Annotated in this window: 21 protein-coding genes and 3 tRNA genes; 11 read left to right on the top strand and 13 right to left on the bottom strand. The window is 71.3% G+C overall.

Annotated features, from left to right (window positions below):
• Positions 1-24 precede the first annotated feature (24 nt).
• Positions 25-1,926 carry a DNA primase gene (gene dnaG / locus ICC28_RS02170; RefSeq protein ID WP_188286620.1) on the top strand — a complete coding sequence of 634 codons (1,902 nt, stop codon included), beginning with the start codon at positions 25-27 and terminating at the stop codon, positions 1,924-1,926.
• Between the two features lie 103 nt (positions 1,927-2,029).
• Entirely contained in the window at positions 2,030-3,322 is a 1,293-nt protein-coding gene (locus ICC28_RS02175) for an RNA polymerase sigma factor (protein ID WP_188286621.1), read from the top strand.
• A gap of 233 nt (positions 3,323-3,555) precedes the next feature.
• Here the strand turns inward: ICC28_RS02175 and ICC28_RS02180 are convergent, their stop codons facing one another.
• The 4 genes from ICC28_RS02180 to ICC28_RS02195 form a co-directional block, all read right to left on the bottom strand.
• The gene (locus ICC28_RS02180; RefSeq protein ID WP_188286622.1) at positions 3,556-5,484 is read right to left on the bottom strand and encodes an ABC transporter ATP-binding protein; all 1,929 of its coding nucleotides are present in this window, start codon (positions 5,482-5,484) and stop codon (positions 3,556-3,558) included.
• On the bottom strand, positions 5,484-7,217 hold the full coding sequence (locus ICC28_RS02185; RefSeq protein WP_188286623.1) for an ABC transporter ATP-binding protein: 1,734 nt from the start codon (positions 7,215-7,217) through the stop codon (positions 5,484-5,486). The genes ICC28_RS02180 and ICC28_RS02185 overlap by 1 nt, the downstream gene beginning before the upstream one ends.
• Before the next feature lie 216 nt (positions 7,218-7,433).
• The gene (locus ICC28_RS02190; RefSeq protein WP_188286624.1) at positions 7,434-8,873 is read right to left on the bottom strand and encodes an FGGY family carbohydrate kinase; all 1,440 of its coding nucleotides are present in this window, start codon (positions 8,871-8,873) and stop codon (positions 7,434-7,436) included.
• Positions 8,874-8,913: 40 nt separating this feature from the next.
• Entirely contained in the window at positions 8,914-9,219 is a 306-nt protein-coding gene (locus tag ICC28_RS02195) for a YtxH domain-containing protein (protein ID WP_188286625.1), read from the bottom strand.
• A gap of 140 nt (positions 9,220-9,359) precedes the next feature.
• On the opposite strand from ICC28_RS02195, the gene ICC28_RS02200 reads away from it, so the two are divergent.
• The 3 genes from ICC28_RS02200 (at position 9,360) to ICC28_RS02210 (ending at position 9,754) form a co-directional block, all read left to right on the top strand.
• Positions 9,360-9,432 (top strand) — tRNA-Asn (locus tag ICC28_RS02200).
• A 5-nt stretch (positions 9,433-9,437) separates the two neighbouring features.
• Positions 9,438-9,510, top strand: a tRNA-Asn gene (locus tag ICC28_RS02205).
• Between the two features lie 167 nt (positions 9,511-9,677).
• Positions 9,678-9,754, top strand: a tRNA-Ile gene (locus ICC28_RS02210).
• Positions 9,755-9,933: 179 nt separating this feature from the next.
• Here ICC28_RS02210 and ICC28_RS02215 read toward each other — a convergent pair.
• The gene (locus ICC28_RS02215) at positions 9,934-10,587 is read right to left on the bottom strand and encodes a class I SAM-dependent methyltransferase (RefSeq protein WP_188286626.1); all 654 of its coding nucleotides are present in this window, start codon (positions 10,585-10,587) and stop codon (positions 9,934-9,936) included.
• 78 nt (positions 10,588-10,665) lie between these two features.
• On the bottom strand, positions 10,666-11,166 hold the full coding sequence (locus ICC28_RS02220; protein ID WP_188286627.1) for a hypothetical protein: 501 nt from the start codon (positions 11,164-11,166) through the stop codon (positions 10,666-10,668).
• Positions 11,167-11,227: 61 nt separating this feature from the next.
• On the opposite strand from ICC28_RS02220, the gene ICC28_RS02225 reads away from it, so the two are divergent.
• From ICC28_RS02225 to cyaB, 3 genes are all read left to right on the top strand, one after another.
• Complete coding sequence (locus tag ICC28_RS02225) at positions 11,228-11,419, top strand: hypothetical protein (protein ID WP_188286628.1); 192 nt, start codon at positions 11,228-11,230, stop codon at positions 11,417-11,419.
• A gap of 409 nt (positions 11,420-11,828) precedes the next feature.
• Positions 11,829-12,680: a helix-turn-helix domain-containing protein gene (locus ICC28_RS02230; protein WP_188286629.1), complete on the top strand. Its 852-nt coding sequence runs from the start codon at positions 11,829-11,831 to the stop codon at positions 12,678-12,680.
• A 16-nt stretch (positions 12,681-12,696) separates the two neighbouring features.
• The gene (cyaB, locus tag ICC28_RS02235) at positions 12,697-13,251 is read left to right on the top strand and encodes a class IV adenylate cyclase (RefSeq protein ID WP_188286630.1); all 555 of its coding nucleotides are present in this window, start codon (positions 12,697-12,699) and stop codon (positions 13,249-13,251) included.
• Between the two features lie 64 nt (positions 13,252-13,315).
• Here the strand turns inward: cyaB and ICC28_RS02240 are convergent, their stop codons facing one another.
• The 3 genes from ICC28_RS02240 to ICC28_RS02250 form a co-directional block, all read right to left on the bottom strand.
• Complete coding sequence (locus ICC28_RS02240) at positions 13,316-13,996, bottom strand: DUF4352 domain-containing protein (RefSeq protein ID WP_188286631.1); 681 nt, start codon at positions 13,994-13,996, stop codon at positions 13,316-13,318.
• 288 nt (positions 13,997-14,284) lie between these two features.
• A complete protein-coding gene (locus tag ICC28_RS02245; RefSeq protein WP_188286632.1) occupies positions 14,285-14,452 on the bottom strand; it encodes a hypothetical protein in 168 nt (55 codons plus the stop codon).
• 55 nt (positions 14,453-14,507) lie between these two features.
• Positions 14,508-15,377: a sirohydrochlorin chelatase gene (locus tag ICC28_RS02250; RefSeq protein WP_188286633.1), complete on the bottom strand. Its 870-nt coding sequence runs from the start codon at positions 15,375-15,377 to the stop codon at positions 14,508-14,510.
• 201 nt (positions 15,378-15,578) lie between these two features.
• Here ICC28_RS02250 and ICC28_RS02255 point away from each other — a divergent pair, with 201 nt between their 5' ends.
• Entirely contained in the window at positions 15,579-16,256 is a 678-nt protein-coding gene (locus ICC28_RS02255; protein ID WP_188286634.1) for a vancomycin high temperature exclusion protein, read from the top strand.
• Here the strand turns inward: ICC28_RS02255 and ICC28_RS02260 are convergent.
• The 3 genes from ICC28_RS02260 to ICC28_RS02270 are packed head-to-tail and all read right to left on the bottom strand — an operon-like array spanning position 16,243 to position 19,772.
• Positions 16,243-17,010: an enoyl-CoA hydratase-related protein gene (locus tag ICC28_RS02260; RefSeq protein WP_188286635.1), complete on the bottom strand. Its 768-nt coding sequence runs from the start codon at positions 17,008-17,010 to the stop codon at positions 16,243-16,245. The two genes, ICC28_RS02255 and ICC28_RS02260, sit on opposite strands and share 14 nt — an antisense overlap.
• Before the next feature lie 12 nt (positions 17,011-17,022).
• Positions 17,023-18,270, bottom strand: coding sequence for a hypothetical protein (locus tag ICC28_RS02265; RefSeq protein ID WP_188286636.1), 1,248 nt, complete (start codon positions 18,268-18,270; stop codon positions 17,023-17,025).
• Positions 18,267-19,772, bottom strand: a complete 1,506-nt coding sequence (locus tag ICC28_RS02270) for an amino acid adenylation domain-containing protein (RefSeq protein ID WP_188286637.1) — start codon at positions 19,770-19,772, stop codon at positions 18,267-18,269. The genes ICC28_RS02265 and ICC28_RS02270 overlap by 4 nt, the downstream gene beginning before the upstream one ends.
• A 414-nt stretch (positions 19,773-20,186) precedes the next feature.
• Here ICC28_RS02270 and ICC28_RS02275 point away from each other — a divergent pair, with 414 nt between their 5' ends.
• A complete protein-coding gene (locus ICC28_RS02275; RefSeq protein WP_188286638.1) occupies positions 20,187-22,361 on the top strand; it encodes a molybdopterin oxidoreductase family protein in 2,175 nt (724 codons plus the stop codon).
• On the opposite strand, the gene ICC28_RS02280 is transcribed toward ICC28_RS02275, so the two are convergent.
• The gene (locus ICC28_RS02280; protein ID WP_188286639.1) at positions 22,291-22,749 is read right to left on the bottom strand and encodes a gamma-glutamylcyclotransferase family protein; all 459 of its coding nucleotides are present in this window, start codon (positions 22,747-22,749) and stop codon (positions 22,291-22,293) included. The two genes, ICC28_RS02275 and ICC28_RS02280, sit on opposite strands and share 71 nt — an antisense overlap.
• Before the next feature lie 107 nt (positions 22,750-22,856).
• Between ICC28_RS02280 and ICC28_RS02285 the strand changes: the two genes are divergently transcribed.
• A complete protein-coding gene (locus ICC28_RS02285) occupies positions 22,857-24,590 on the top strand; it encodes a M4 family metallopeptidase (protein WP_188286640.1) in 1,734 nt (577 codons plus the stop codon).
• The last annotated feature ends 14 nt before the right edge of the window (positions 24,591-24,604 follow it).

Raw genomic sequence — 24,604 nt, forward strand, 5'->3', positions numbered from 1 at the left:
AGTCCACCACCGTAGAATTCACGCGTGGCAGGACGGATCAACGACGAGGACGTGAAGGCGGTACGGGACGCGGTCCCGATCGACGCCGTGGTGTCCGAGTACCTCCAGCTGCGCAACGCGGGCGGTGGCAACCTCAAGGGGCTCTGTCCGTTCCACGACGAGAAGTCGCCCTCCTTCCAGGTCAGCCCGAGCAAGGGGCTCTTCCACTGCTTCGGCTGCCAGGAGGGCGGCGACACCATCACCTTTGTGATGAAGGTCGACCACCTCTCCTTCTCCGAGGCGGTCGAGCGCCTGGCCGCCCAGGCGGGCATCACCCTGCGCTACGAGGAGGGCGGGTACAACCCGTCCCACCAGCGCGGCGAACGCATCCGCCTGGTCGAGGCCCACAAGATCGCCGCCGAGTGGTACGCCGAGCAGCTCGCCACCGGCCCCGAGGCCGAGACCGGCCGGGTCTTCCTCGCCGAGCGCGGCTTCGACCAGGCCGCCGCCGTCCACTTCGGCGTCGGCTACAGCCCGCAAGGGTGGGACCACCTCACCCGCTACCTGCGCGGCAAGGGCTTCACCGACAAGGAACTGATCCTCTCCGGCCTCTCCCAGGAGGGCCGCCGCGGCCCCATCGACCGCTTCCGCGGCCGGCTGATGTGGCCGATCCGCGACATCGGCGGCGAGGTCGTCGGCTTCGGCGCCCGCAAGCTGTACGAGGCGGACAACGGCCCCAAGTACCTCAACACCCCCGACACGGCGATCTACAAGAAGTCCCAGGTCCTCTACGGCATCGACCTGGCGAAGAAGGACATCGCCAAGGCGTCCCGGGCGGTCGTCGTCGAGGGCTACACCGACGTCATGGCCTGCCACCTCGCCGGGGTCACCACCGCCATCGCGACCTGCGGCACCGCCTTCGGCGGCGACCACATCAAGATCCTGCGCCGGCTGCTCATGGACAACGGCTCGGCCCGGGTGATCTTCACCTTCGACGGCGACGCGGCCGGCCAGAAGGCGGCCCTGCGCGCCTTCGAGGACGACCAGAAGTTCGCCGCCGAGACCTACATCGCCATCGCCCCCGACGGCATGGACCCCTGCGACCTGCGCCTGGCCAAGGGCGACGACGCGGTCGCCGACCTGGTCGAACCCCGTACCCCGCTCTTCGAGTTCGCGCTGCGCCAGATCGTCGTCCGCTACGACCTGGACACGCCCGCGGGCCGCGCCGCCGCCTTGGACGAGGCGGCCCCGATCGTCGCCCGGATCAAGAACAGCGGCGCCCAGCACGAGGTGGCCGTCCAGCTCGCCGGCATGCTCGGCATCCTCGACACCCAGTTCGTGGTCAAGCGGGTGGCCCAGCTGGCGCGTTGGGCGCGCGAGCGCGGCGGCAAGGGCCCCGCCCCGGCGCGCGGCCCGCAGCAGCCGTACGACGCCGCCCCGCGGCCCTCCGCGGCCGGTCCGGCCCTCAACCTGCGCAACCCGGTGTACGCCACCGAGCGGGAGCTGCTCAAGCTCGCCCTGCAGCGCCCGGAGCTGGTCTCCCCGGCCTTCGACGCGTACGGCGTCGACGAGTTCACGGCCGCCCCCTACGCCGCCGTACGCCAGGCGATCATGGAGGCGGGCGGCGCCGAGTACGGCGTACAGGATCCGCAGGACTATCTGGTGCGGGTGCGGGACGCGGCGCCCGACGACGCGGTCCGCGCGATGGTCACCGAGCTGGCCGTGGAGGCGATCATGCGCCGCACGGTCGACGAGAACTACGCGGGCGACCAACTCGTCACCGTGCGCCGCAGAGCCGTGGAGCGGCGCGTCCGCGACATCCAGTCCACTCTGACCCGCCTCGGTTCGCACGGGGACGCGGCCCAACTGGCCGGTGTGCAGAACGAACTGTGGGTACTCCAGCAGTACGACCAGGCGCTGCGGGAGCACGGAGCCGCAGCTCTGTAGGGGCGTTCGGGCCGCCGGATAACCACCCGGTCACGGGTCGGACGCAAAAAGTCACCGCACGCCCCTCGTGGCGGTGATGTGTCGTACTCCACACTGGGTTCCGGTGCCTGAGTCCTCGGAGCGCGGCCGATCCGTCCCCCACGGGTCCATCACCCCCGCGGTTCCGCTCATCGCGTACGGGACGGACAGCGGCGAGGCCGCCGACTCCGCCCTCGAAGCAGCGCTGCCGCACACCTCAGCAGCGATCATCCTGGAGGTCGCCCCCGTGCAGACCCAGACCCTCACCCAGACCGACAGCACTACCGCCGGCGGGACGGAGAACCCGGAGCCGGACGCCGAGACCGACGTCCTGGTCGCGGTTCCGCCGCAGAGCCGTGCCGTGCACCACCCCGAGGCGGAGCCGGAGAGTCCGCCCGCCGAGGCGCTGGAGGCCGTCGAGCCCTCCGAACCCCCGGAGCCGCCCCGCGGGCGCGCCGACACCGGCGGCCCGTCCTCCGACCTGTTCCGCCAGTACCTGCGGGAGATCGGCCGCATCCCGCTGCTCACGGCCGCCGAGGAGGTCGAGCTCGCGCGTCGCGTCGAGGCCGGCCTGTTCGCCGAGGAGAAGCTGCGCAACACCCCTGACACGGAAAGCCAGTTGGCGCTCGACCTGGACCGTCTGGTGGTCATGGGCCGGATGGCCAAGCGCCGTCTGATCGAGGCGAACCTCCGGCTCGTCGTCTCGGTCGCCAAGCGCTACGTGGGCCGCGGCCTGACCATGCTGGACCTGGTCCAGGAGGGCAACCTCGGGCTGATCCGGGCGGTGGAGAAGTTCGACTACGCCCGGGGCTACAAGTTCTCCACGTACGCCACGTGGTGGATCCGCCAGGCCATGTCCCGGGCCCTCGCCGACCAGGCCCGCACGATCCGCGTCCCGGTCCATGTCGTGGAGCTGATCAACCGGGTCGTCCGGGTCCAGCGCCGCATGCTCCAGGAACGCGGGTACGAGCCCACCCCGGAGGAAGTGGCCGCCCACCTCGACCTCCCGCCGGAACGCGTCAGCGAGGTCCTCCGCCTCGCCCAGGAGCCGGTCTCCCTGCACGCCCCGGTGGGCGAGGAGGACGATGTGGCCCTCGGCGACCTCATCGAGGACGGCGACGCGGCCAGCCCCGTAGAGTCGGCGGCCTTCCTCCTGCTCAGGGAGCACCTGGAAGCGGTCCTCTCCACCCTCGGCGAACGCGAACGCAAGGTCGTCCAGCTCCGCTACGGCCTGGCCGACGGCCGCCCCCGCACGCTGGAGGAGATAGGCCGCATCTTCGGCGTCACGAGGGAACGCATCCGCCAGATCGAGTCCAAGACCCTCAACAAACTCCGGGACCACGCCTTCGCAGACCAACTGAGGGGCTACCTGGACTGACTGACACCGACTGCGGACCACTGAGCCTGCGGGCACGCACACCGCTCAGCCTGCGGGCACGCACACCGCACAGCCTGCGGGCACGCACGCCGCTCAGCCTGCGGGCAGTCGTGCCGCTGGGGCGGCACGGGTGGGCGCAGGCGGCACCCCGCAAGCGCGGGCGAGCGCACCCACCCCGACGCCGGCCCCAGCACAGGGCCGCGCGCCCCACCCCCCGTACCGGCCCCAGCCGTTCAGTCCACCTCGGCCACCGCCTCCGCGAACTGCGCCTGATACAGCCGTGCGTAGGCACCCCCCGCGGCCAACAGCTCCGCATGCGCCCCCTGTTCCACGATCGCCCCGTTCTCCATCACGAGGATCGTGTCCGCGTCCCGGATCGTGGACAGCCGGTGCGCGATCACGAACGACGTCCGCCCGTGCGCCAGCTTCGCCATCGCCTTCTGGATCAGCACCTCCGTCCGGGTGTCGACGGAGGACGTCGCCTCGTCCAGCACCAGGATCACCGGATCCGACAGAAACGCCCGCGCGATGGTGATCAGCTGCTTCTCCCCCGCACTGACCCCGGCCCCGTCGTCGTCGATCACCGTGTCGTACCCGTCGGGCAACGTCCGCACGAACCGGTCCGCGTGCGCCGCCCGCGCCGCCTCCTCGATCTCCCCCCGCGTGACCTCCCGCGCGGCCCCGTACGCGATGTTCTCCGCGATCGTGCCGCCGAACAGCCAGGTGTCCTGGAGCACCATCCCGATCCCGGCCCGCAGCTCGTCCCGGGACATCTTCGCGATGTCCACGCCGTCCAGGGTGATCCGCCCGCCGGAGACCTCGTAGAACCGCATCAGCAGGTTCACCAGCGTGGTCTTCCCCGCACCCGTAGGCCCGACGATCGCGACCGTCTGCCCGGGTTCCACCGTCAGCGACAGATCCTCGATGAGCGGCTTCTCGGGCTCGTACCGGAAGGACACACCCTCCAGCGCCACCCGCCCCCGCAGCTCCTCCGGCCGCACCCCCGGCACGGGATCCGCCGACTGCTCCTCCGCGTCGAGCAGTTCGAAGATCCGCTCAGCCGAGGCCACACCCGACTGCACGAGGTTCGCCATCGAGGCGACCTGGGTCAGCGGCATCGAGAACTGCCGTGAGTACTGGATGAAGGCCTGCACGTCACCGATGGACAGCGAGCCGGACGCGACCCGCAGCCCGCCCACCACCGCGACCAGCACGTAGTTGAGGTTGGACACGAACATCATCAGCGGCTGCATGATCCCGCTGTTGAACTGCGCCTTGAACCCGGCCTCGTACAGCGCCTCGTTCTGCTCGGCGAACTGCCGCGCCGACTCGTCCTGCCGCCCGAACACCTTCACCAGCGTGTGCCCGGTGTACATCTCCTCGACGTGCGCGTTGAGCGTGCCGGTGGACCGCCACTGCGCCACGAAGTGCGGCTGCGACCGCTTGCCGACGCGCGTGGCGACGTAGAACGACAGGGGTACGGTCACCAGCGCGACCAGTGCCAGCAGCCACGACACCCAGAACATCATCGCGAGCACGCCGATGATGGTGAGCACGGAGTTGATGAGCTGTCCCATCGACTGCTGGAGGGTCTGCCCGATGTTGTCGATGTCGTTGGTGGCCCGGGAGAGCACCTCACCGCGCTGCCGCTTGTCGAAGTACGACAGCGGCAGCCGCGACAGTTTCGTCTGGACGTCCTCCCGCATCCGGTACATGGTCCGGTTGACGGCCTGGTTCACCAGCCGTGTCGCCACCGCCATCAGCAGTCCGGCGACGGCGAACACGGCGAGCGCGAGCAGCAGCACGTTCCCGACGGCCGTGAAGTCGATGCCCTCGCCGGGGGTGAAGTCGGTGCTGCGGAGCATGTCGGCGATGTCGCCGTCGCCCCGCTCCCGCATGGCCGCGAGGACCTCTTCCTTGGTCGCCCCGGGCTCCATCTCCCGTCCGACGATGCCCGCGAACACCAGGTCGGTGGCCGCGCCGAGGATCTTCGGCCCGACGACCGAGAGTCCCACGCTCAGCACCACGCACAGCAGCAGCACGTACAGGGTGACCCGCTCCGGCCGGAACCGGGCGATCAGCCGTTTGCCGGACACCTTGAAGTCCAGCGACCGGTGGTCCGGTCCGGTGCCGGCCATCATCCGCCCCATGGGCCCGGCCATCAGGCGGCCTCCGCTTCCGTCAGCTGGGAGAGCACGATCTCCCGGTAGGTCTCGTTGTCCGCCATCAGTTCCCGGTGCCGTCCGGTGCCGACGACCCGTCCCTCGTCGAGCACCACGATCCGGTCGGCGTCCCGGATGGTCGCCACCCGCTGGGCGACGATCACGACGGTCGCCTCGGCCGTCTCGCGGGACAGCGCGGCGCGCAGGGCGGCGTCGGTGGCGTAGTCGAGGGCGGAGAAGGAGTCGTCGAAGAGGTAGATCTCGGGGCGCTGCACGAGCGTACGGGCGATGGCGAGCCGCTGCCGCTGGCCGCCGGAGACGTTGGTGCCGCCCTGGGCGATCGGCGCGTCGAGCCGGCCCTCCAGACCCTCGACGAACTCCTTGGCCTGCGCCACCTCCAGCGCGTGCCACAGGTCCTCGTCCGTGGCGTCGGGGTTGCCGTAGCGGAGGTTGGTCGCGACCGTCCCGGCGAACAGGTACGGCTTCTGCGGTACGAGCCCCACGGTCTTGGCCAGCGTCCGCGGGTCGATGCGCGCCACGTCCTCGCCGTCGACGAGCACCTCGCCCTCGGTGGCGTCGATCAGCCGCGGGACCAGGCCCAGCAGGGTGGACTTGCCGCTGCCGGTGGAGCCGATGACGGCCGTGGTCTCGCCCGGCCGCGCCACGAGGTCGATGTCCTTGAGCACCGGCTCCTCGGCACCGGGGTAGCGGAAGCCCGCGCCCCGGATCTCCAGGTGGCCGTGCCGGCGCAGCTCGCGCACGGGAGCGGTCGGCGGCACCACGCTCGACGACGTGTCCAGGACCTCCTGGATGCGCTCGGCGCACACCTCCGCGCGCGGCACCATCATGAACATGAAGGTGGCCATCATCACGGACATCACGATCTGCATCAGATAGGCGAGGAACGCGGTCAGGTCACCGATCTGCATCCCGCCGCTGTCGATCCGGTGGGCGCCGAACCACACCACCGCGATCGACGACAGGTTCACCACCGTCATCACGATCGGGAACATCAGCGCGAGCAGGTTGCCGGTGGCCAGCGACATCTCGGTGAGGTCGGTGTTGGACTTCCGGAAGCGCTCTTCCTCGTAGCCGTCGCGGACGAAGGCGCGGATCACCCGGTTGCCGGTGATCTGCTCGCGCAGCACCCGGTTCACGGTGTCCAGGCGTACCTGCATGGCCCGGAACAGCGGCCGCAGCCGCCGCACGATCAGGGTCACGCAGATGCCCAGCACGGGCACCACGGCGACCAGCACCGCCGACAGCGGTACGTCCAGGCCGAGCGCCAGCACGATGCCGCCCACGCACATGATCGGCGCCGACACCATCAGCGTGAACGTCATCAGCGCCAGCATCTGGACCTGCTGGACGTCGTTGGTGGTCCGGGTGATCAGCGAGGGCGCGCCGAAGTGGCCGACCTCGCGGGCCGAGAACGACTGCACCCGGTCGAAGACGGCGGCCCGCAGGTCCCTGCCCAGCGCCGCGGCGGTCCGGGCGCCGTAGTACACGGCACCGATGTTGCACACGACCTGCGCCAACGAGATGGCGATCATCAGCGCGCCGAAGGACAGGATGTAGCCGCTGTCACCCTTGACGACACCGTTGTCGATGATGTCGGCGTTCAGGGTCGGCAGGTAGAGGGTCGCGCAGGTCTGGAGGAACTGCAGCAGCACCAGCAGCGCGATGGGTTTTCGATAGGGCCTGAGATAGGTACGCAGGAGTCGTATGAGCACGCTGGTCTCTCGGGGTCGGCGGTGGGGGCGGTTGGTTGCCCCTGGCCCCTATCGTCGGACACCCCACCCGCGTTCCCTCAACCGATTAAGCCGACAGCAGTGCGCTTTACGGCCTTACGGGTACGGCTCCTACCGCGCTCTTACCTTCACCACGGCCGGAACGAGCCCTCCCCACGACCGAAACGAGCCCTCCCCCACGACCGGAACGCCCCGTCGCTACGGCCGGAACGCCCCCGGATGCGTCTGCTCCCGCACCGACACGAACTGCTGCCGCACGGCCTGCCCGACGGCGAGTTCCTCACCCGGCTCCAGCACCTGCGCCGCCGCGCCCTGCCAGGCCGGCGGGGTGCGCGGGTCGAGGGTGCCCTGCGAGGCGCCGAGCGCCCAGGCCGCCTGCCGGGCGGCACCGATCGCCGCGTAGTCCGCCGGCTGCGGTACGACGACCTGCGCACCGAACAGCGAGGGCGCCGAGGCCTGTACGGCCGGCAGCTCGGCCGCCGCGCCCAGCAGGAAGACCCGCCGCACCTCCACGCCCCGGCCGCGCAGCACGTCGAGCGCGTCGGCGAGCCCGCACAGCATGCCCTCGAACGCGGCCCGCGCCAGATGCTCCGGCTTCATCGCCTCCCGCCTGAGCCCCGCGAGCGTCCCCGCGGTGTGCGGCAGGTTCGGGGTGCGCTCGCCCTCCAGGTAGGGCAGCAGCACCAGCCCGTGCGCTCCGGGCGTCGACTTCATCGCCAGGTCGGACAGGCTCTCCAGATCCGGCAGCCCGAGCAGTTCGGCGGTGCCGCGCAGGGTGCGTACGGCGTTCAGGGTGGTGACGACCGGCAGGTGCATGCCGGTGGCGTCGGCCAGGGCGGTGATCATGCCGGTGGGGTCGTGGAGCGCCTCGGGGTGCACGGCCATCACGGAACCGGAGGCGCCGAGCGAGACGACCGCGTCGCCGAGCCCGATGCCGAGCCCGAACGCGGCGGCCATCGTCTCGCCGGTCCCGGCGGAGATCAGCAGCCCCTCCGGTGTCGTACCGGCCGCGTCGGACGGCCCGATCACCTCGGGCAGCATGACCTGGTGACCGAGCGCCAGCTCGACGAGGTCGGTGCGGTAGGCACCGCTGGCGGCGGACCAGTAGCCGGTGCCGGAGGCCCCGCCGCGGTCGGTGGTCCGGCGCACCGGGCGCCCGAGGAGCTGCCACACCAGCCAGTCGTGGGCCTGGAGGAGGACGGCGGTGCGGGCGGCGGCGTCGGGTTCGCTCTTGGCCAGCCAGCGCAGCTTGGTCACCGGGTGCGCGGCCTGCGGTACGCAGCCCACGGCCTGCGCCCAGGCCTCGCGCCCGCCGAACGCGTCGACCAGGTCGGCCGCGGCGACCTGCGCGCGCTTGTCGCCGCCGACCATGGCGAGGCGGACGGTGTTGCCCTGGGCGTCCAGGGGCACGACGGCGTTCTGCTGCGCGGACACGCCGATGGCCTGGACGCCTTCGAGGAGCCCGCCGCCGGCGGCTTCGCCGAGGGACAGCAGCCAGGCCTGCGGATCCACGTCGGAGGGGCGGCCCTCCACGGGGTGCTGGGCATACCCCTGCCGGAGCACGGCTCCGGTGTCCGCGTCGCAGACGACGATACGAGTGAACTCGGGCGAACTGTCCAGCCCGGCGACTATCCCCATGGCGAAAATTCTATGGGCCAGGCGCTACCGCGATGTGCGCTCAGGTGTTGCTGGTTCCCCAGTCGTCCTCCGCCTGCCCGTTGGTGTTCCGGTCCCGCAGGGAGCGGACCCGCTGGGCCACGGAGTCCGGGACGTGGTCGCCGACCTTGTCGCTGACGGCGTGGTACGCCTTCCCCGCGTACACCCGGCCCTGCTGGGCGGCCGTCTCGGCGGTGTTGCGGACCGCCGGGTTCTGCGCCACCTGGCGTGCCGACTTCTTCAACTGTTCGTAGCGTTCGCGCCCGGCACGCGTGCCCAGCACGTAACCGAGACCCAGCCCGACGACGAACGTGAGCTTGTAGCGCATTGGCGGCCAGCCTTCCCTCGTGGGCGTCGTGGGAGTACCGATTGGCGGAGCACCCCCCTGCTTGCGCTAATGTATGTGTCGCAGCGAGCGCCCGCCCCCTGGCGAATACCCAGGTAGGTACGTTCGATGCAACGAGGCATTCCTCCGTAGCTCAATTGGCAGAGCAGCCGGCTGTTAACCGGCAGGTTACTGGTTCGAGTCCAGTCGGGGGAGCTCGGTCCTCCGTAGCTCAATTGGCAGAGCAGCCGGCTGTTAACCGGCAGGTTACTGGTTCGAGTCCAGTCGGGGGAGCAGATGGAACGAGGACCCTTCGGGGTCCTTTTTCATGCCCCGGGGAACCGCGCCGCGCGCACGGAAGTCCTCAAGGGCGTGCGTAGTCGACCATCCGAAGCAGGAGATCGTATGAGCGGCTATGCTGCGGCAGACGGCGCGTACACATGTACGCGACACGCCGCTATGGGGCGGTAGCTCAGCCGGTTAGAGCAGCGGACTCATAATCCGTCGGCCGTGGGTTCGAGTCCCACCCGCCCCACCACTCGCTTCGATGCAGGAACGTTTTCACCTGCAGAAGCGGCTCGGCCCCTCCGTGGCGGAGGGGCTTTCGCCGTCTCTGAAGATCGTTAGCTCAGTCGGCGCTCAACCGAAGTACAGACGATCAAGACGTGGAGCGGCCCCGGCCGGGGCACAGGTACCAGCCGGGGCCGCGGTGGATGGTCAGGGACGGGCCTGGACGATGAGCGTGCCGATGTGCCCGGCCTTCGGGGCGTCCACGACCGTCGCCTCGGCCGCCGCGAATCCGGCCCGGAGCAGCAGGCGCTCCCACACGGCGGGCCGATAGCTGTACCGGTAGGTGAACATGGCCTTCCCCGCGAAGCCCCCCTTGTACATGCCCTGGGGCCCGTACGCGCCGGGAATAGCGGGCGGCTGGGAGAACACGAACACCCCGCCCGGGGCCAGATGCTTGCGGACCAGGGGGAAGAGGCGGGACGGGTCGGTGAACCAGGCTGCGCCGAAGATGGAGTACACGGCGTCGTACCGGCCGTCGTCGGCGGCGAGCCAGTCGAGGATCTCGCCCTGCTCGATCCGCACGCCGAGCGGCGCCCACTTCTCGCTCGCCCGCTGCACCATGCGCGGCGACAGGTCCACGCCGGTTACTTTGACGCCCTGCTGCGCGAGGTGCGCGAGGGCGCGGCCGGTGCCGCATCCGACCTCCAGCACGGACTTCGCGGCGCCCAGAAGTTCCGGTCCGGGGCCGTGGCCGGCGTACTGCGTCCAGCAGAACGACGGCTCGGCGTCCTCCTTGAACGCCGACTCGGCGAAGGCGTCCCACAGTTCGGTCTCGGCAGCGATGTCGTGCGGTACGGGCACAGCGTGTTCCTCTGGTCGTCGGGATGCGGGAGCCCCCGCCCTCGGGGAACCGTGAGGGCGGGGGCGACTGTAGCGGGGTCAGTGGCTGTCGGGGACCTTGTCGTCGCACGGGGAGCAGTTCGCCCCGTCGATGGCCCAGAGCTCTTCGTCGATCGCCCAGCCCTGGGAGCGGAGGAAGTCGCCGGTGCGCAGGCACAGGCCGTCGCGGCGGCGCTCGATGAACGGGGCGTGATGCTTGAATCGGCCGCCGTTGTACAGGCGGCAGATGCCCCACCAGACGGGCGTGTCGAGGATGAGCTGGTGGACACCGATGTCGACGAGCTTGCCCACGCCGAGGTGCTGGTCGGGGTTCTCGATGGAACCCATGACGTACATGACGGCGTTGCCGAGGATCCGTTCGGCCATGTCGCGGACCATGGTGTGGTCGCGCAGGAGCAGGGCGACCTCACGGTCCCACAGGCTCATGCCGGAGTCGAAGACGTTGGCCGTCAGCTCCGTGATGTGCGGGGCGACCGCGTTGAGGAGTTCCTGCGGGTCCCGGGTGCGCGTGACGGCGGGGTGTTCTAACGCGAGGCTCACGTGATTCCTCCTGCTGTGGTTGGGCGCCTCTGGTGGGAGGCGTCGGGGCCCGCCCGGCCCGATGGGTCACGAGGTGCTGGACGAGCGGGAGCTGTGTGTGGTGCTCTTCGGGCGGCGGGGCCGCTGCCTGCATCGGGGGCCGCAGGCGTACACCTCGACGCTCCAGCCGCGTCCGTTGCTCGACCGGCCCGCACTGACCACGCCGGGCCGTGTCATCAGAGACCTGCCGCACCAGCAGCACTCCCAGCCCTGAACCTGACGGAAGGTGAGGGAGTCGGCGTGCGGCGGCTCGGGGTTCCACTTCACGGCTGGTCGGCGAATGGCACCAGGTCGTAGGCCTGGCGGCAGGACGGGCAGGCAAACAGACCGGCACCGGGGCCGGAGCACTGCTCGACGGCGCTGATGAGGCGAACGCCCCGCGCGTTGCCCTGATGCCACGCACACCACCCGTATCCGGTGGGGGTGTTGGGGAGGGCTGCGGTCTGCGTATTCTCCGGCATGTCGACTCCAACCAGTCGGCCGCTCCCGGGACCGTTCGCGCGGTCGCCGGGGTTAACTGTCCTGGCCAGCGTCTTGTGACTCCTGGTGTCGAGTCGATCCCCCACCGGTAATCTCACGGTGAGATGGAATCCCATCCCGCACGCGATACCGGGGGCCACGCCATGGGGACCGCGCTGGAGCCGATCGAACTGCCCGACTGGGCATGGGAGCGCGCCGAGGTCCGCCAGTCGCTGCGAGCCCGCGACATGGGCGCCGTGTTCCGGCACGCGCAGCAGTACGCCGGCGCGAGCCAGGCCCGGATCGCCACTGCCACGGGCATGACGCAGGCCCGCGTCTCCGAGGTCATCAGCGGACGGCGGGAAGTGTCCCGGCTGGACGTGTACGAGCGGATCGCCGACGGCCTGCACATGCCCGACGACGCACGCCACCTCCTCGGCCTGGCCGCGAGCCGGGAACGGCGGGCGGGCGGGGCCGCCTTCGACCTGGCCGCGTTCCCGGAAGTGGTACGCGTGTACCAGGCGCAGAGCTCGGCAGCCGAGGAGATCCAGCAACAGGCCCGCGCAGCCACAGAGCTGGACGTGCTCGCCGTCCGTGGCCTCGGTCTGATCGGCCTCAATGATTCGCTGCTGCGCGCCTGCCTGCCGCGCGAACGGGGCGGCAAGGGTCTCAGCGTCCGGGTCGCGCTACTCGACCCCGACAGCGACGCCCTGGACCGTCGGGCGGCGGAAATCGGGGAGTCCGCCGAGTCCCTCGCGTCCGGGGTGCGGCTCGCCGAGGCGCGGCTGCGAGAGCTCGCCGACGTCGGCGACGTCAGTGTCTGGCGGTACCGGATGCTCCCGACGTGGCGGCTCATCCGTACCGACGGGACCCTGTTCGTCGGCGCGTTCGATGCCGGATGGGAAGGGCACGAGTCGGCGCTGTACAAGGTGATGGAGACCCCGCACGGCCCGCTGTACCGGGGGTTCAGGCGGATGTTCGAGGCGGTCATCGTCGGCGCGCGGCGCACGATCTGACGAGAGGGGAACGCAGATGATCGAAGCGGAGTTGAAAGCGCGCGTGCACGCACCCGAGGCCGTGATGCGGCAGCTGGACGAGCTCGCCACGGCGCGGGTCGAGGTGTACCGGGACACGTATTACGACCGGCCGGACGGCTCACTGGAGAAAGCCGGCGAGGAACTACGGCTGCGGACCGTGCACGGCGCGGACGGCACGCGCACGGTGCTCACGTACAAGGGCGCGGCGGTCGATGCCGATTCCGGATCCAAGCCCGAGCACGAGACGGTCGTTGAGGACGCCGACCAAGCTCACGCCATCCTCCGCGGACTTGGGCATGTGGAGCTGATCGCGTTCGAGAAGCGGTGCCGGAACTACGACTTCACCGCGCACGGCCGGCGGATGCTCGCCACGCTGGTGCGGGTGCCGGAGATCGACGGCACGTTCCTGGAAGTCGAGACCCTCGCCGACGAGGACGACGTCACGGCCGCGCTGGACGATGTGCGGGCGGTGCTCACCGAGCTCGGCATCAGTGCCGGGGATCTGACCCGGGAGACGTACACAGGCGCCGTCGCGGCGCAGCGCCGCTGACCCGCCTCCCTGGCATGCCCGAAGCCCTCAGCAGTCCGTCACGGCCATCCGGGGGACTTCGGGGCTACGCCTTTGGGACCGCCCACTCCACCACCTCGCCGCTCTCCAGTTCGTACACGAGGCGTTCGGGCCTCTTGTCGCCGGGCACAGGGAAGGCGATAACCCCCCGGGCGCAACGTTCGGGCTTCAGGGTCTTGTCCATTGGATACTCGGGCTTCGGCATGTCACCGCCAGACAATCCGGTCACCTCGATGAGGGTTCCGTCCTCGTAGGCCAGAGACCATTGGAACTGGCTGACAACGAGACCTGGCCCTTCTACATTGCACGTCTTGACGTCGGCGGTGGCCCACATGTCCCCGCCCTGGAAGGCTTCGGGCGTCTGGGGCTGAGGGCCCGCGTAGGGCTGCTCGTATCCGAGTGCCTGGACGGTTGTCTGGGCACTCTTCCCGGCCTCGACGAGCGTCTTCGTCGCGCCCATCTTGAGAACACCCGCATCGGCGTCAGGCGCAGTCTCGCTGTTCGCTGGGACACCGAGTGTCTGTGTGGTGGTGACCGTCGATGAGGGAGTGGTCTTGTCCGAGTTGGGATTGCCTGCGAGGCCGATCAGAACACCGACGGAGAGGCCGAGCAGGGCCGCGCCCGCATGCGTGAGGGCGCTCCGTCGGGAACGCGCCGCCTGGGGCGAGTTGTGGCCCTGGGGCCGTAGCGGCCCCTGTGGAGGGCCTGACGGTGTCCGGCTGTCCATGGTTTCAGCGTGCGTCCGCCGACCCGCATCCGCACTCGGGGAGGGAGGCAGTGTGCTGTGCTTGGCCTGCTCTTCTGTGGACCGATGGTATGGCCCCCCCTTTGCCGGGGAGGGCGCAGACTGGCTCCATGGGCACATACCAGGGCCACGCCACGGTCTTCGTCGGGGACACCGAGTACGACGTCGAAGTGGGTCTGACCTCGACCACCCAGCGGATGCAGGCCGGAGGCTCGGGGAGGACCACTTCGCTTGAAGGTCGGATTTCGTGGGATGGCGTCATCTAGTCATCTATACGAATGACGACACCGCGGCACGGGAGATGTTCAACGGCGGCGTCATGCGTATGCGGCTGCCGGACGGCACCGAGGGCGAGTTCTTGGTGATCGGCGGCTCGGCGGACAGGCCTGTGCGGATCTCGGGCAGCGGCGCCCCGCCGTTCTGAGCCACAGCTCTCATCCGATGGCCATCCCTGCGGGGGTGGAGGGGCTTTCGGTGTTCTGTGTGCGGCCGGCTACGCCGACGCGAGTGCGCGTGTGGTGGGGGCCGGGGTCGCCAGGGTCTGGTCGTAGCGGTGTAGGAGGAGGCGGGCCATGGCCGGGTGGGGGCCGAGGGGGGCCGAGGCGATCCAGGGGGCGGTGGTCGCGGCCTCCGTGGCGAAGCGGCCGGGGGCCGTGAAGTAGGAGGCGACGGCCACGCGGGTGCGGCCGTCGGCGGCCAGGGCGCGCAGGGCGTCGGGGACGGTGGGGGCGGCGGTGGTGGCGTAGGCCGGGACCACGGGGACGCCGAGGCGGGCGGAGAGCAGGGACGCCGTGCGGCCGGTGTCGACCTTCGACTCCGGGTCGCGGGAGCCCGCGGCGGCGAGGACCACCGCGGTGGTGCGGCGCGCGGCCTCGTCGGCCGGGGTGCGCCAACCCGCCTCCACGAGACGGTCGTAGAGCGCGTCCACGAGCAGCGGGTGCGGGCCGAGCGCGGCGGACAGGCGGGTGTGGGCCGGGGCGGCCGCGGCCATCTCGGGGATGTCCCGCTTCACGTGGTAGCCGCGGCTGAGCAGCAGCGGTACGAGGACGGCCTCGCCGGTGCCGAGGGCGGCGAGGGTGTCGGGGAGCAGGGGCTCGTTGAGCTCGATGTGGCCGAGGCGGACCGGCAGGCCGGGGCGGAGTTCGCGGACCTTGTCCAGGAGCGCGCGGACGGTGCTCAGGGCGCGCGGGTCACGGCTGCCGTGGGCCACGACGACGAGCGCGGGCGGGGCGGGTCGGCGCCGGCCGTCGAGCGACACGAGGCTGAGCTGGCTGGCGAGCTGGCTGCTGATCCGGTTCATGAGGTGCGCCGTACTGTCGGGGAAGGTCGTGGACTCGTCGCGAAGCTGGTTCGACGCCGTCATGGATCGATGGTGGTGGCCGGAGGTTGCCGCGGCGTTGCGCGGGCGTCACGGGTCTTTTCCGCGGGTTCACCGCCGGGCCCCGGGGTGGTGTGAGGTGGGGTGACCTGCGGTTTCAGGTCTTCCCGTGACGCTGGTCACGCAACCTGGGCGGGGCGCGGGGCGTCCTCCTGAGCGCAACCGACGTCTGCGAAGGGGCGCCCGATGGACTTCCGCCGACCCCGTCTGCCGCGCACCCGCACCGGGCAGCGGCGGCTGGTGCGGGCGCTGGTGGCGGTCTGCGTGCTGGCTCTGCTTCCGGCGACGTGGCTGCGCCTGTCCACGGGCGACCGGCTGCGGACCGTCGCCGACGCGCCCCGCACGGACGTGGCCGTGGTCTTCGGCGCCGGGCTGTGGAACGACGAGCCGTCGCCGTATCTGGCGTACCGGCTGGACGCGGCGGCGGAGCTGTACCGGACGGGCCGGGTCGAGGTCGTCCTGGTCACCGGCGACAACAGCCGCGAGGACTACGACGAACCGGACGCGATGCGCGCGTACCTCACCCGGCAGGGCGTGCCCGACGCGCGGATCGTCAGCGACTACGCGGGCTTCGACACCTGGGACTCCTGCGTCCGCGCGAAGAAGATCTTCGGAGTCGACGAGGCCGTCCTGATCAGCCAGGACTTCCACATCCGCCGTGCGGTCGCCCTGTGCCGGGCCGCGGGCGTGGAGTCGTACGGCGTCGGTGTGGCCGTGCGGCACGACGCGACCTGGTACTACGGCGGTGCCCGGGAGGTCTTCGCGGCGGGCAAGGCGGCGCTGGACGCGATGTTCCGGCCGGATCCCCGGTTCCTGGGGCCGCGGGAACCGGGGATCCGGGAGGCGCTCGCTAGCGGCCGGTGAAGCGCGGCGGGCGTTTCTCCAGGAACGCGGTCATGCCCTCCTTCTGGTCCTCGGTCGCGAACAGCGCGTGGAACACCCGGCGTTCGTAGCGGACCCCGTCGCGCAGGCCCGTCTCCAGCGCCCGGTCGACGCATTCGCGGGCGGCCCTGACCGCCGTACGGCTGTACGCGGCGATCGTCGTCGCCGCCTCCTGGGCGGCGGGGAGTACCTGGTCGTCGGGGACCACCCGGGAGACCAGGCCGGACGCTTCCGCCTCCCGCGCGTCCATCGTGCGGCCGGTGAGCACCAGGTCCATCGCCTTGGCGCGGCCGACCAGGCGGGTCAGGCGCTGGGTGCCGCCGATGCCCGGGATGACCCCGAGCTTGATCTCCGGCTGGCCGAAGACCGCCGACTCCCCCGCGATCACCAGGTCGCACATCATCGCCAGTTCGCAACCTCCGCCCAGGGCATGGCCGTTGACCGCGGCGATCTTCGGGGTGCGCAGGTCGGCGAAGTCCTCCCAGTCGGCGAAGTAGTCCTCCGCCGCCATCTCCACGGCCGACTTCCCGGCCATCTCCCTGATGTCGGCGCCCGCCGCGAAGACCCGCTCGGAGCCGGTGACGACGAAGCAGCCGACCTCCGGGTCCGCGTCCAACAGGCGCAGCGCGTCCAGGAGTTCGGCGAGCAGCTCGCTGCTGAGCGCGTTGCGGACGTGGGGGCGGTGCAGGCGGACGGTGACCACGCCGCCGTGGCGCTCCAGCTTCAGGTTGTTCATCGCAATCCCCTTCTACGAGTCCCAGATCGCGCCGTACGCCGGGATGCCCCGCCGTTCCAGGCCGTGCACCACCTGCCAGGTGAGCTTCTTGTTGGAGATGCAGATGACCGCCTCGGCGCCGAAGTCGCGGTACGCCTCGTAGGCGAGGCGCACCATGTCGGGCTTGCCGTGCCGGGAGGTGTCCCAGACCAGGGCCTGTGGCTGGACGGCGAGGATCTCGTCGACGAGGGCGTCGCCGTAGGTGGTGCGGGGGTCGCGGGTGGCCCAGACCAGGCGGGAGGGGACCTCGGCGGCGAGGAGATGGGGCAGGCAGGGGCCGATGCCGCTGCCGGTCGCCACGTAGATCACCTTCTTGAACAGGACCTCGATGTTGGCGACCCCGGCGGTGGTGATGCCCTTCACCCAGACCCGGGAGGGCATGTCGTCGATGAAGGAGCCGGTCCAGTCGCCGGCGCGGGAGATGGTGAGGCGGAAGCCGGGCCGGCCGGGTGCGGGGACGTTGGCGAAGGAGTGCCACTCCTTCAGCGGGCTGCGGCTGATGGCCGTGGAGGAGCCGGCGAAGGGGGTCTCGCCGTAGTCGAAGCGGGCCAACGCCACGTGTGGGGAGGGGCGTTCGACGCGGACGTCGACCTTGCGCAGCCGGAGCCAGGGCAGGGCGACGCTGAAGGTCGTCACCGCGAGGACGGCGAGCGGGACCGGTCCGCCCGCGGACAGCAGGGTGTGCGTCCAGAAGAGGGCGAGGGCGGTCCAGCCGCCGAAGCGGTGGATCTTCTCGAAGTGGTCGTGGTGACGGGCGCGGAAGGGCGGCAGGGCGGTGGCGACGATGACGGCGAGGAGGGCCACCAGGGTCCAACCCACCACGGCCGCCGGGCCGTTGTCGCCGGTGACGGTCGCGGCCAGGAACCAGGCCGAGCCCGCCAGTGCCCCGCCCACGTGGAGTCCGCCGAAGTGGTAGACCTTGCCGAGCGTCCAGCGGATCTTCAGCGGCCAGTGGGTCGGGGCGGAGGTCGCCAGCCGGAAGAAGAGGTTGATGACGTACTGCTGGCGGACGATCACGGCGAGGGCGAGGTTGGCGAGCGCGGCGTGGCTCATCGTGGCCGCCGAGGGGGTCCAACTCGCCCACAGAAAGACGGCGTTGACCGTGAGGACCAGGGCGGCGAGCCGGTTGTAGTGCATCAGGCGGGGGTGCTTGAGCAGACGGCGGGCGGCGGAGGTGAGCGGGGGGAGGTCGAGGGCCTCCCGGTCGAGGGACGTGGTCATCGGGCCGCCACCATCCGCAGCAGCGCCTGCTTGTCGATCTTTCCGCGGTCGGTCTCCGGCAGTGATGTCAAGGGCATGACACTCTCGGGTACGCAGTAGTAGGGAAGCGCGTCCGCCACCGCGCGCCGGGCCCGGTCGGGGTCGACGTCCGCCGGGCAGACGAAGGCCACCAGGGTCCGCGCGTCCCGCTTCAGCGTCACCGCGCGCACACAGCCCTCCACGGTCTCCAGCACCGAGGAGACGGAGTCGAGTTCGACGCGGAAGCCGCGGACCTTGACCTGGTCGTCGGTGCGGCCGAGGTGCTCCAGCGCGCCGTCGGCGGTCCATCGGCCCAGGTCACGGGTGCGGAACATGCGGCGGCCGGCGCCGAGGAAGGGATCGGGGGCGTACCTCTCGGCGTTGAGGGCGTCGTCGCCCAGATAGCCCGCCGAGACGCAGTCGCCGCCCGCCCACATCTCGCCGACCTCGCCGATGGGCAGGGGGCGGCGGTCGGCGTCGAGGACGTACACCGTGTTGTTGGGGGTGGGGCGGCCGATGGTCAGCAGGGGTGCGGACGGGTCGTGGCGGCCCATGGTGTTGACGATGGTCGTCTCGGTCGGGCCGCAGCAGTTGAAGAACGCGGCCCGCCAGGCCCAGCGGTCCGCGAGCGGGCGCGGGCACGGTTCCCCGGCGACGGCGACCGTGCGGACCCGGGGGCAGGTCGCGGGGTCGATGCCGGAGAGCACGGTCGGGGTGGCGACGAGGATGTCCGCCGTACGGGCGGCCGCCGCGATGTCCTTGCCGCGGATGACGAGGGTGCCGCCGTGCGCGAGGCAGCCGAGGATCTCCCAGGCGGCCATGTCGAAGGCGATGTTCAGCAGTTGGGCGACCCGGTCGCCGGGGCGGATGCCGAGGTCGCCGGGGGCGGTGAGCAGGATGTTGGCCAGGTTGCGATGGGTGATCTTCACACCGTTGGGCCGGCCGGTGGTGCCGGAGGTGAACAGGACGTAGGCCCCGTCGTCCGGGCCGGTCCCGGGCCGCGGGGCGGGGGCGTACGGCTGGGGCTCGTCCAGGGTGATCAGCAGGTGCCCGGCCGGCAGCGGTACGCGGTGGGCGTGCTCGGCGACGGTGAGGACGACGCGGGTGCGGGCGGCGCGGAGGACGTGGGTGAGCTGGGCCGGGGGCGCGAGGCCGATGTCCTGCGGGACGTAGGCGGCGCCCGCCTTCAGGATGCCGAGCAGGCCGACGAGCATCGGCAGGGAGCGGCGGACGAAGAGGCCGACGTGGTCGCCGGGGCGTACGCCCTCGCGGGCGAGGCGGGCGGCGAGGGCGTCGGACTGGCGGTCGAGCTCGCCGTAGGTGAGGTGCGCGCCCTCGTGCTCGGCGGCCACGGCGTGCGGTGCGGCGGCGGCCCGCCGGGCGACGGCGTGGTGGACGAGGGGATCCGGGACGCGGACGGTGGGGCCGTGGCCGTACTGACGGAAGAGGTGCCGGTCGCGGGGGGTGAGATGGCGCAGGGGCATGGTGACGAGGACCTCCTGGCTGGTTCGAGGGGGCGGTGGCCCGGCCGGGGGAAGCGGCGGGCATGCCTGGTGTGTCGAATGCCGTGCGGAAGTCGTGCGGCGGCGCCTGGCCGCACGTGGGCTCGACTGTAGCTCCGGCTGTTCAAGTCTCAACCAGGTGTGATGAGACAACTACGGAACGGAATGAGCCACATGTGACGACTTTCACACCGGAGGCAACTTTCGTCGCGGGCGGTGGCGACACGGGGTGGGGGGTGCTGTGTCCTGGGCCCTGCTGCCGGGGGGTGCCGTGTGCGAGGCGGCCCCAGGGAGTGCGGCCTCACGGCGGCCGGCCCGGAAGAAGGAGGCCGCCGTCCCTCCGGCGTAACAATCCGCCGACACGGCACGTAACACGGCCGAAGCACGCTGGAGGGCATGCAGAACTCCGCCACGCCCACGCACTGTCCGTACTGCGCCCTGCAGTGCGGGATGAATCTGACGCCCGCCCCCGAGGGGACGGTCGAGGTGAGCGAGCGGGCGGACTTCCCCGTGAACCGGGGTGCGCTGTGCGGCAAGGGCCGTACCGCGCCGGCGGTGCTCTCCTCCCGGGTGCGTCTGACCTCCCCGTTGGTGCGCTCCGAGGGCACGCTCGTGCCCGCCTCCTGGGAGGAGGCGCTGGACCGGATCGCCGAGAACGTCGTCCGCACGCGTACGGAACATGGCCCGGACGCGTGCGGGGTCTTCGGCGGCGGCGGGCTGACCAACGAGAAGGCGTACACGCTCGGCAAGTTCGCGCGGGTGGTGCTCGGCACCTCCCAGATCGACTACAACGGCCGCTTCTGCATGTCGTCGGCGGCGGCCGCGGGAATCAAGGCGTTCGGACTCGACCGTGGGCTGCCGTTCCCGCTGGAGGACATCCCGAAGACGGGCTGTGTCATCCTCGTCGGCTCGAACCTGGCGGAGACCATGCCTCCGTCGCTGCGCTTCTTCCACGAGCTGCGCGAGAACGGCGGCACCCTGATCGTCGTGGATCCGCGCCGCACCAAGACCGCCGAGCAGGCCGACCTGCACCTGGCCCCCCGGCCGGGCACCGACCTGGCCCTCGCGCTCGGGCTGCTGCACCTGGTCGTCGCCGAGGGCCGCACCGACGAGGAGTACATCCGCGAACGGACCACCGGCTGGGAGGACGCGCGCGCGGAGGCGCTCGCGCACTGGCCCGAGTACGTGGAGCGGATCACCGGCGTGGCCGTGCCCGAACTCCGCGAGGCGGTACGGATGTTCTGCGAGCCGGAGAACGCGATGGTGCTCACCGCGCGCGGCCCCGAGCAGCAGTCCAAGGGCACCGACACCGTCGGCGCCTGGATCAACCTGTGCCTGGCCACCGGCCGCGCGGGCCGCCCGCTGTCCGGCTACGGCTGTCTGACCGGACAGGGCAACGGACAGGGCGGACGCGAACACGGCCAGAAGGCCGACCAGTTGCCCGGCTACCGCAAGCTCGACGACCCGGCGGCGCGGGCCCACGTGGCGGAGGTGTGGGGCGTCGACCCCGACTCGCTGCCCGGCCCCGGCCGCAGCGCCTACGAACTGCTCGACGCCCTCGGTACGGACATCAAGTCGCTGTTGCTCATGGGCTCCAACCCGGTGGTGTCGGCGCCCCGCGCCGCGCACGTCGAAGAACGCCTCAAGTCCCTGGACTTCCTCGCCGTCTGCGATGTCGTGCTGTCCGAGACGGCGGCGCTCGCGGACGTCGTCCTGCCCGTCACGCAGTGGGCGGAGGAGACCGGGACCACGACCAACCTGGAGGGCCGCGTCCTGCTGCGCAGGCAGGCGATCACCCCGCCCGAGGGGATCCGCAGCGACCTGGAGGTCATGCACGAACTCGCCGGCCGGCTCGGGGTGGAGAAGGGATTCCCGACCGACCCCGAGGAGGTCTTCGAGGAACTGCGCCGGGCCAGCGCGGGCGGCGTGGCCGACTACTCCGGGATCACCTACCGCAGGCTGGTGGAGGAGAACGGGGTGTTCTGGCCGTGTCCGGCGGCCACGGCCGAGGAACCGGACGACGGCGAGGACTCGGCGCTGGACGCGCCGCCCGAGGACGTGGAGCCGCTCGGCGTCCATCCCGGCACGCCCCGCCTCTTCCTCGACCGGTTCGCCACGCCGGACGGCCGGGCCCGGTTCGTGCCGGTCGCGCACCGCGCCACGGCCGAGGAACCGGACGACGCGTATCCGGTGCTGCTGACCACCGGCCGGGTGGTGGCGCAGTACCAGTCCGGCGCCCAGACCCGCCGCGTGGACGAGCTCAACGCCGCCGCCCCCGGCCCCTTCGTCGAGCTGCACCCGCGGCTCGCGGCGCGGCTCGGCGCGGCCGAGGGCGACCCGGTGGCGGTCGTCTCCCGCCGCGGCCGCGCGGTGGCCCCGGCCCGCATCACCACGGGCATCCGCCCCGACACGGTCTTCATGCCCTTCCACTGGGCGGGCGAGGGCCGCGCGAACACCCTGACGAACCCGGCCCTGGACCCCACGTCACGGATGCCGGAGTTCAAGTCGTGTGCGGTGCGGCTGGAGGCGGTGGCGACTCCTGGCGGCGTGCCGTCCAGTCCCCGCCCCTGATGATCCTGCCGCGCACCCGTAGCCGGGCGGCGACGGGCGGGGCGGCCACGTACACCCAGGCCCGCACGGCCGTCCCGTCGGCGCCCCGGGTCACTTCACGGGCGACCCGCTCGTAGAGGTTGCGCGGGTCGCCGGGGGTGTACTCCTCCAACCGGTCGAGTACGGCGAGGAGTTGGGCGTAGGCCTCGGGGCGCGCGGTCACCAGGTCTCCGTGGACGGCGGCCTCCTGCTCCCCTTCCTCTACGAGGTACGGATAGCCGGGGCCGTCGTAGAGCAGGGCGCGCGGGAGCCGTGCCGGTTCCTCGCGCAGGGTGTGTCCGCGCAGGAAGAGGTCGTGGTTCGGCTCGCCGGGGCGCAGCGTGCCGTAGACGAAGAACGGAAGAGTCACAGAAACGATTCTGTCCTCTCACACACCTCCACGGGACGACCCTGGCCAGCGATATGTCATGACCCCTTAAATCGCAGGCAAGATCACCGCCCGTCCCGAGGAGATCCATGAGCCGGATACGGCCGCACGCCCGAGGTTCCCGTCTCGCCACCGCCGGTGTCGCCGCCACGGCTGTCGGCCTGCTCGCCGCGGCCACGCTGTCCCCGTCGGCGGGGGCGAGCGAGAGTACGACGCGGTCGGGCGCGGTAGGGAGTCCGACGCGGGCTGACGCGAGTGAGACTCCGACGCAGGCCGGCACGGTCGATCGTCCGACGCGGGCCGACGCGATCGAGGACGCGGCGGCGGCCCTCGTGGACCATGCCGCGGCCCTCGGGCTGACCTCCGCGCAGAAGACGACCGTCCGGGACGTGATCATCGACCCGGACGGCACCCGGCACGTCCGCTACGACCGGGCCTACCGCCAACTCCCCGTCCTGGGCGGCGACTTCGTCGTCCACCTGGCCGAGGACGGCACCTACCGCGGCGCCTCCCGCGCGACGAAGGGCTCCGTCGCACCGGCGAGCGTGACGCCCACGCTCTCCGCGCCGAAAGCGGCCGACCTCGCGGTGAGCGCGCTGCGCGCGGTCAACCTGGGCGAGGTACTGAAGAAGGTGACCGCCAAGCCCCGGCTGGTCGTCGACGCCCTGCACGGCGCACCGAAACTCGCCTGGCAGACCGACGTCCTCGCCCAGGACTCCCTCGGCAACCCGGTCGCCCGGACCGTGCTGACGGACGCCCGCACGGGCACGCAGATCGACGCGTGGGACGTCCTGGAGACGGCGACCGGCGACGGGCGCTCGCTGTACAGCGGAACGGTACCGCTGAACACGACGGCGTCGGGATCGACGTACCAGCTCAAGGACCCCACCCGCGGGGGCACGTACACGGGCGACGCGGCGAACCAGTCCGACCTGTGCCTGCTGGGCACCATCTGCGTCAGCCGCGCGCCGTCCACGGTCTTCACCGACGCCGACAACCACTGGGGCTCGGGAACGACGGACGACCGCGCGACGGCCGCGGTCGACGCACAGTACGGCACCGACGTGACCTGGGACTACTTCAAGAGCGCCCACGGCCGCAACGGCATCGCGGGCGACGGCAAGGGCTCGTACAGCCGCGTGCACTACGGCAACCGCTACAACAACGCCTTCTGGGACGACAGTTGCTTCTGCATGACCTACGGCGACGGTGACGGCACGAACCTCGGCCCGCTGGTGTCCCTGGACGTGGCCGGCCACGAGATGTCCCACGGCGTGACGTCCAAGACGGCGGCGCTGACGTACTCCGGCGAGAGCGGCGGCCTGAACGAGGCCACCTCGGACATCTTCGGCACACTGGTGGAGTTCCACGCGGCGAACGCCTCCGACCCCGGGGACTGGCTCATCGGCGAGAAGATCGTCCGCCCCGGCTTCGGCCGCAACGCCCTGCGCTACATGGACAAGCCGTCCAGGGACGGCAGTTCGGTCGACTGCTGGAGCGCGACGACGGGCACCCTCGACGTCCACTACTCCTCCGGCGTCGGCAACCACTTCGCGTACCTCCTCGCGGAGGGCAGCGGCGCCAAGACCATCAACGGCGTCCCCCACAACTCCCCCACCTGCAACGGCACTTCCCTCACCGGGATCGGCCGCGCCAAGCTGGGCGCGATCTGGTACCGGGCGCTGACGGTCTACATGACGTCGTCGACGAACTACGCGGGGGCACGGGCCGCGACGCTTCGCGCGGCGAAGGACCTGTACGGGGACGGGAGTGCGGAGTACGCGGCGGTGGGGGCGGCCTGGAGTGCGGTCAACGTGGGCTGATCGACGGTGGCCAC

Origin of the sequence: Streptomyces sp. TRM68416 (genome assembly GCF_014596915.1) — a bacterium.
Lineage (GTDB): Bacteria > Actinomycetota > Actinomycetes > Streptomycetales > Streptomycetaceae > Streptomyces.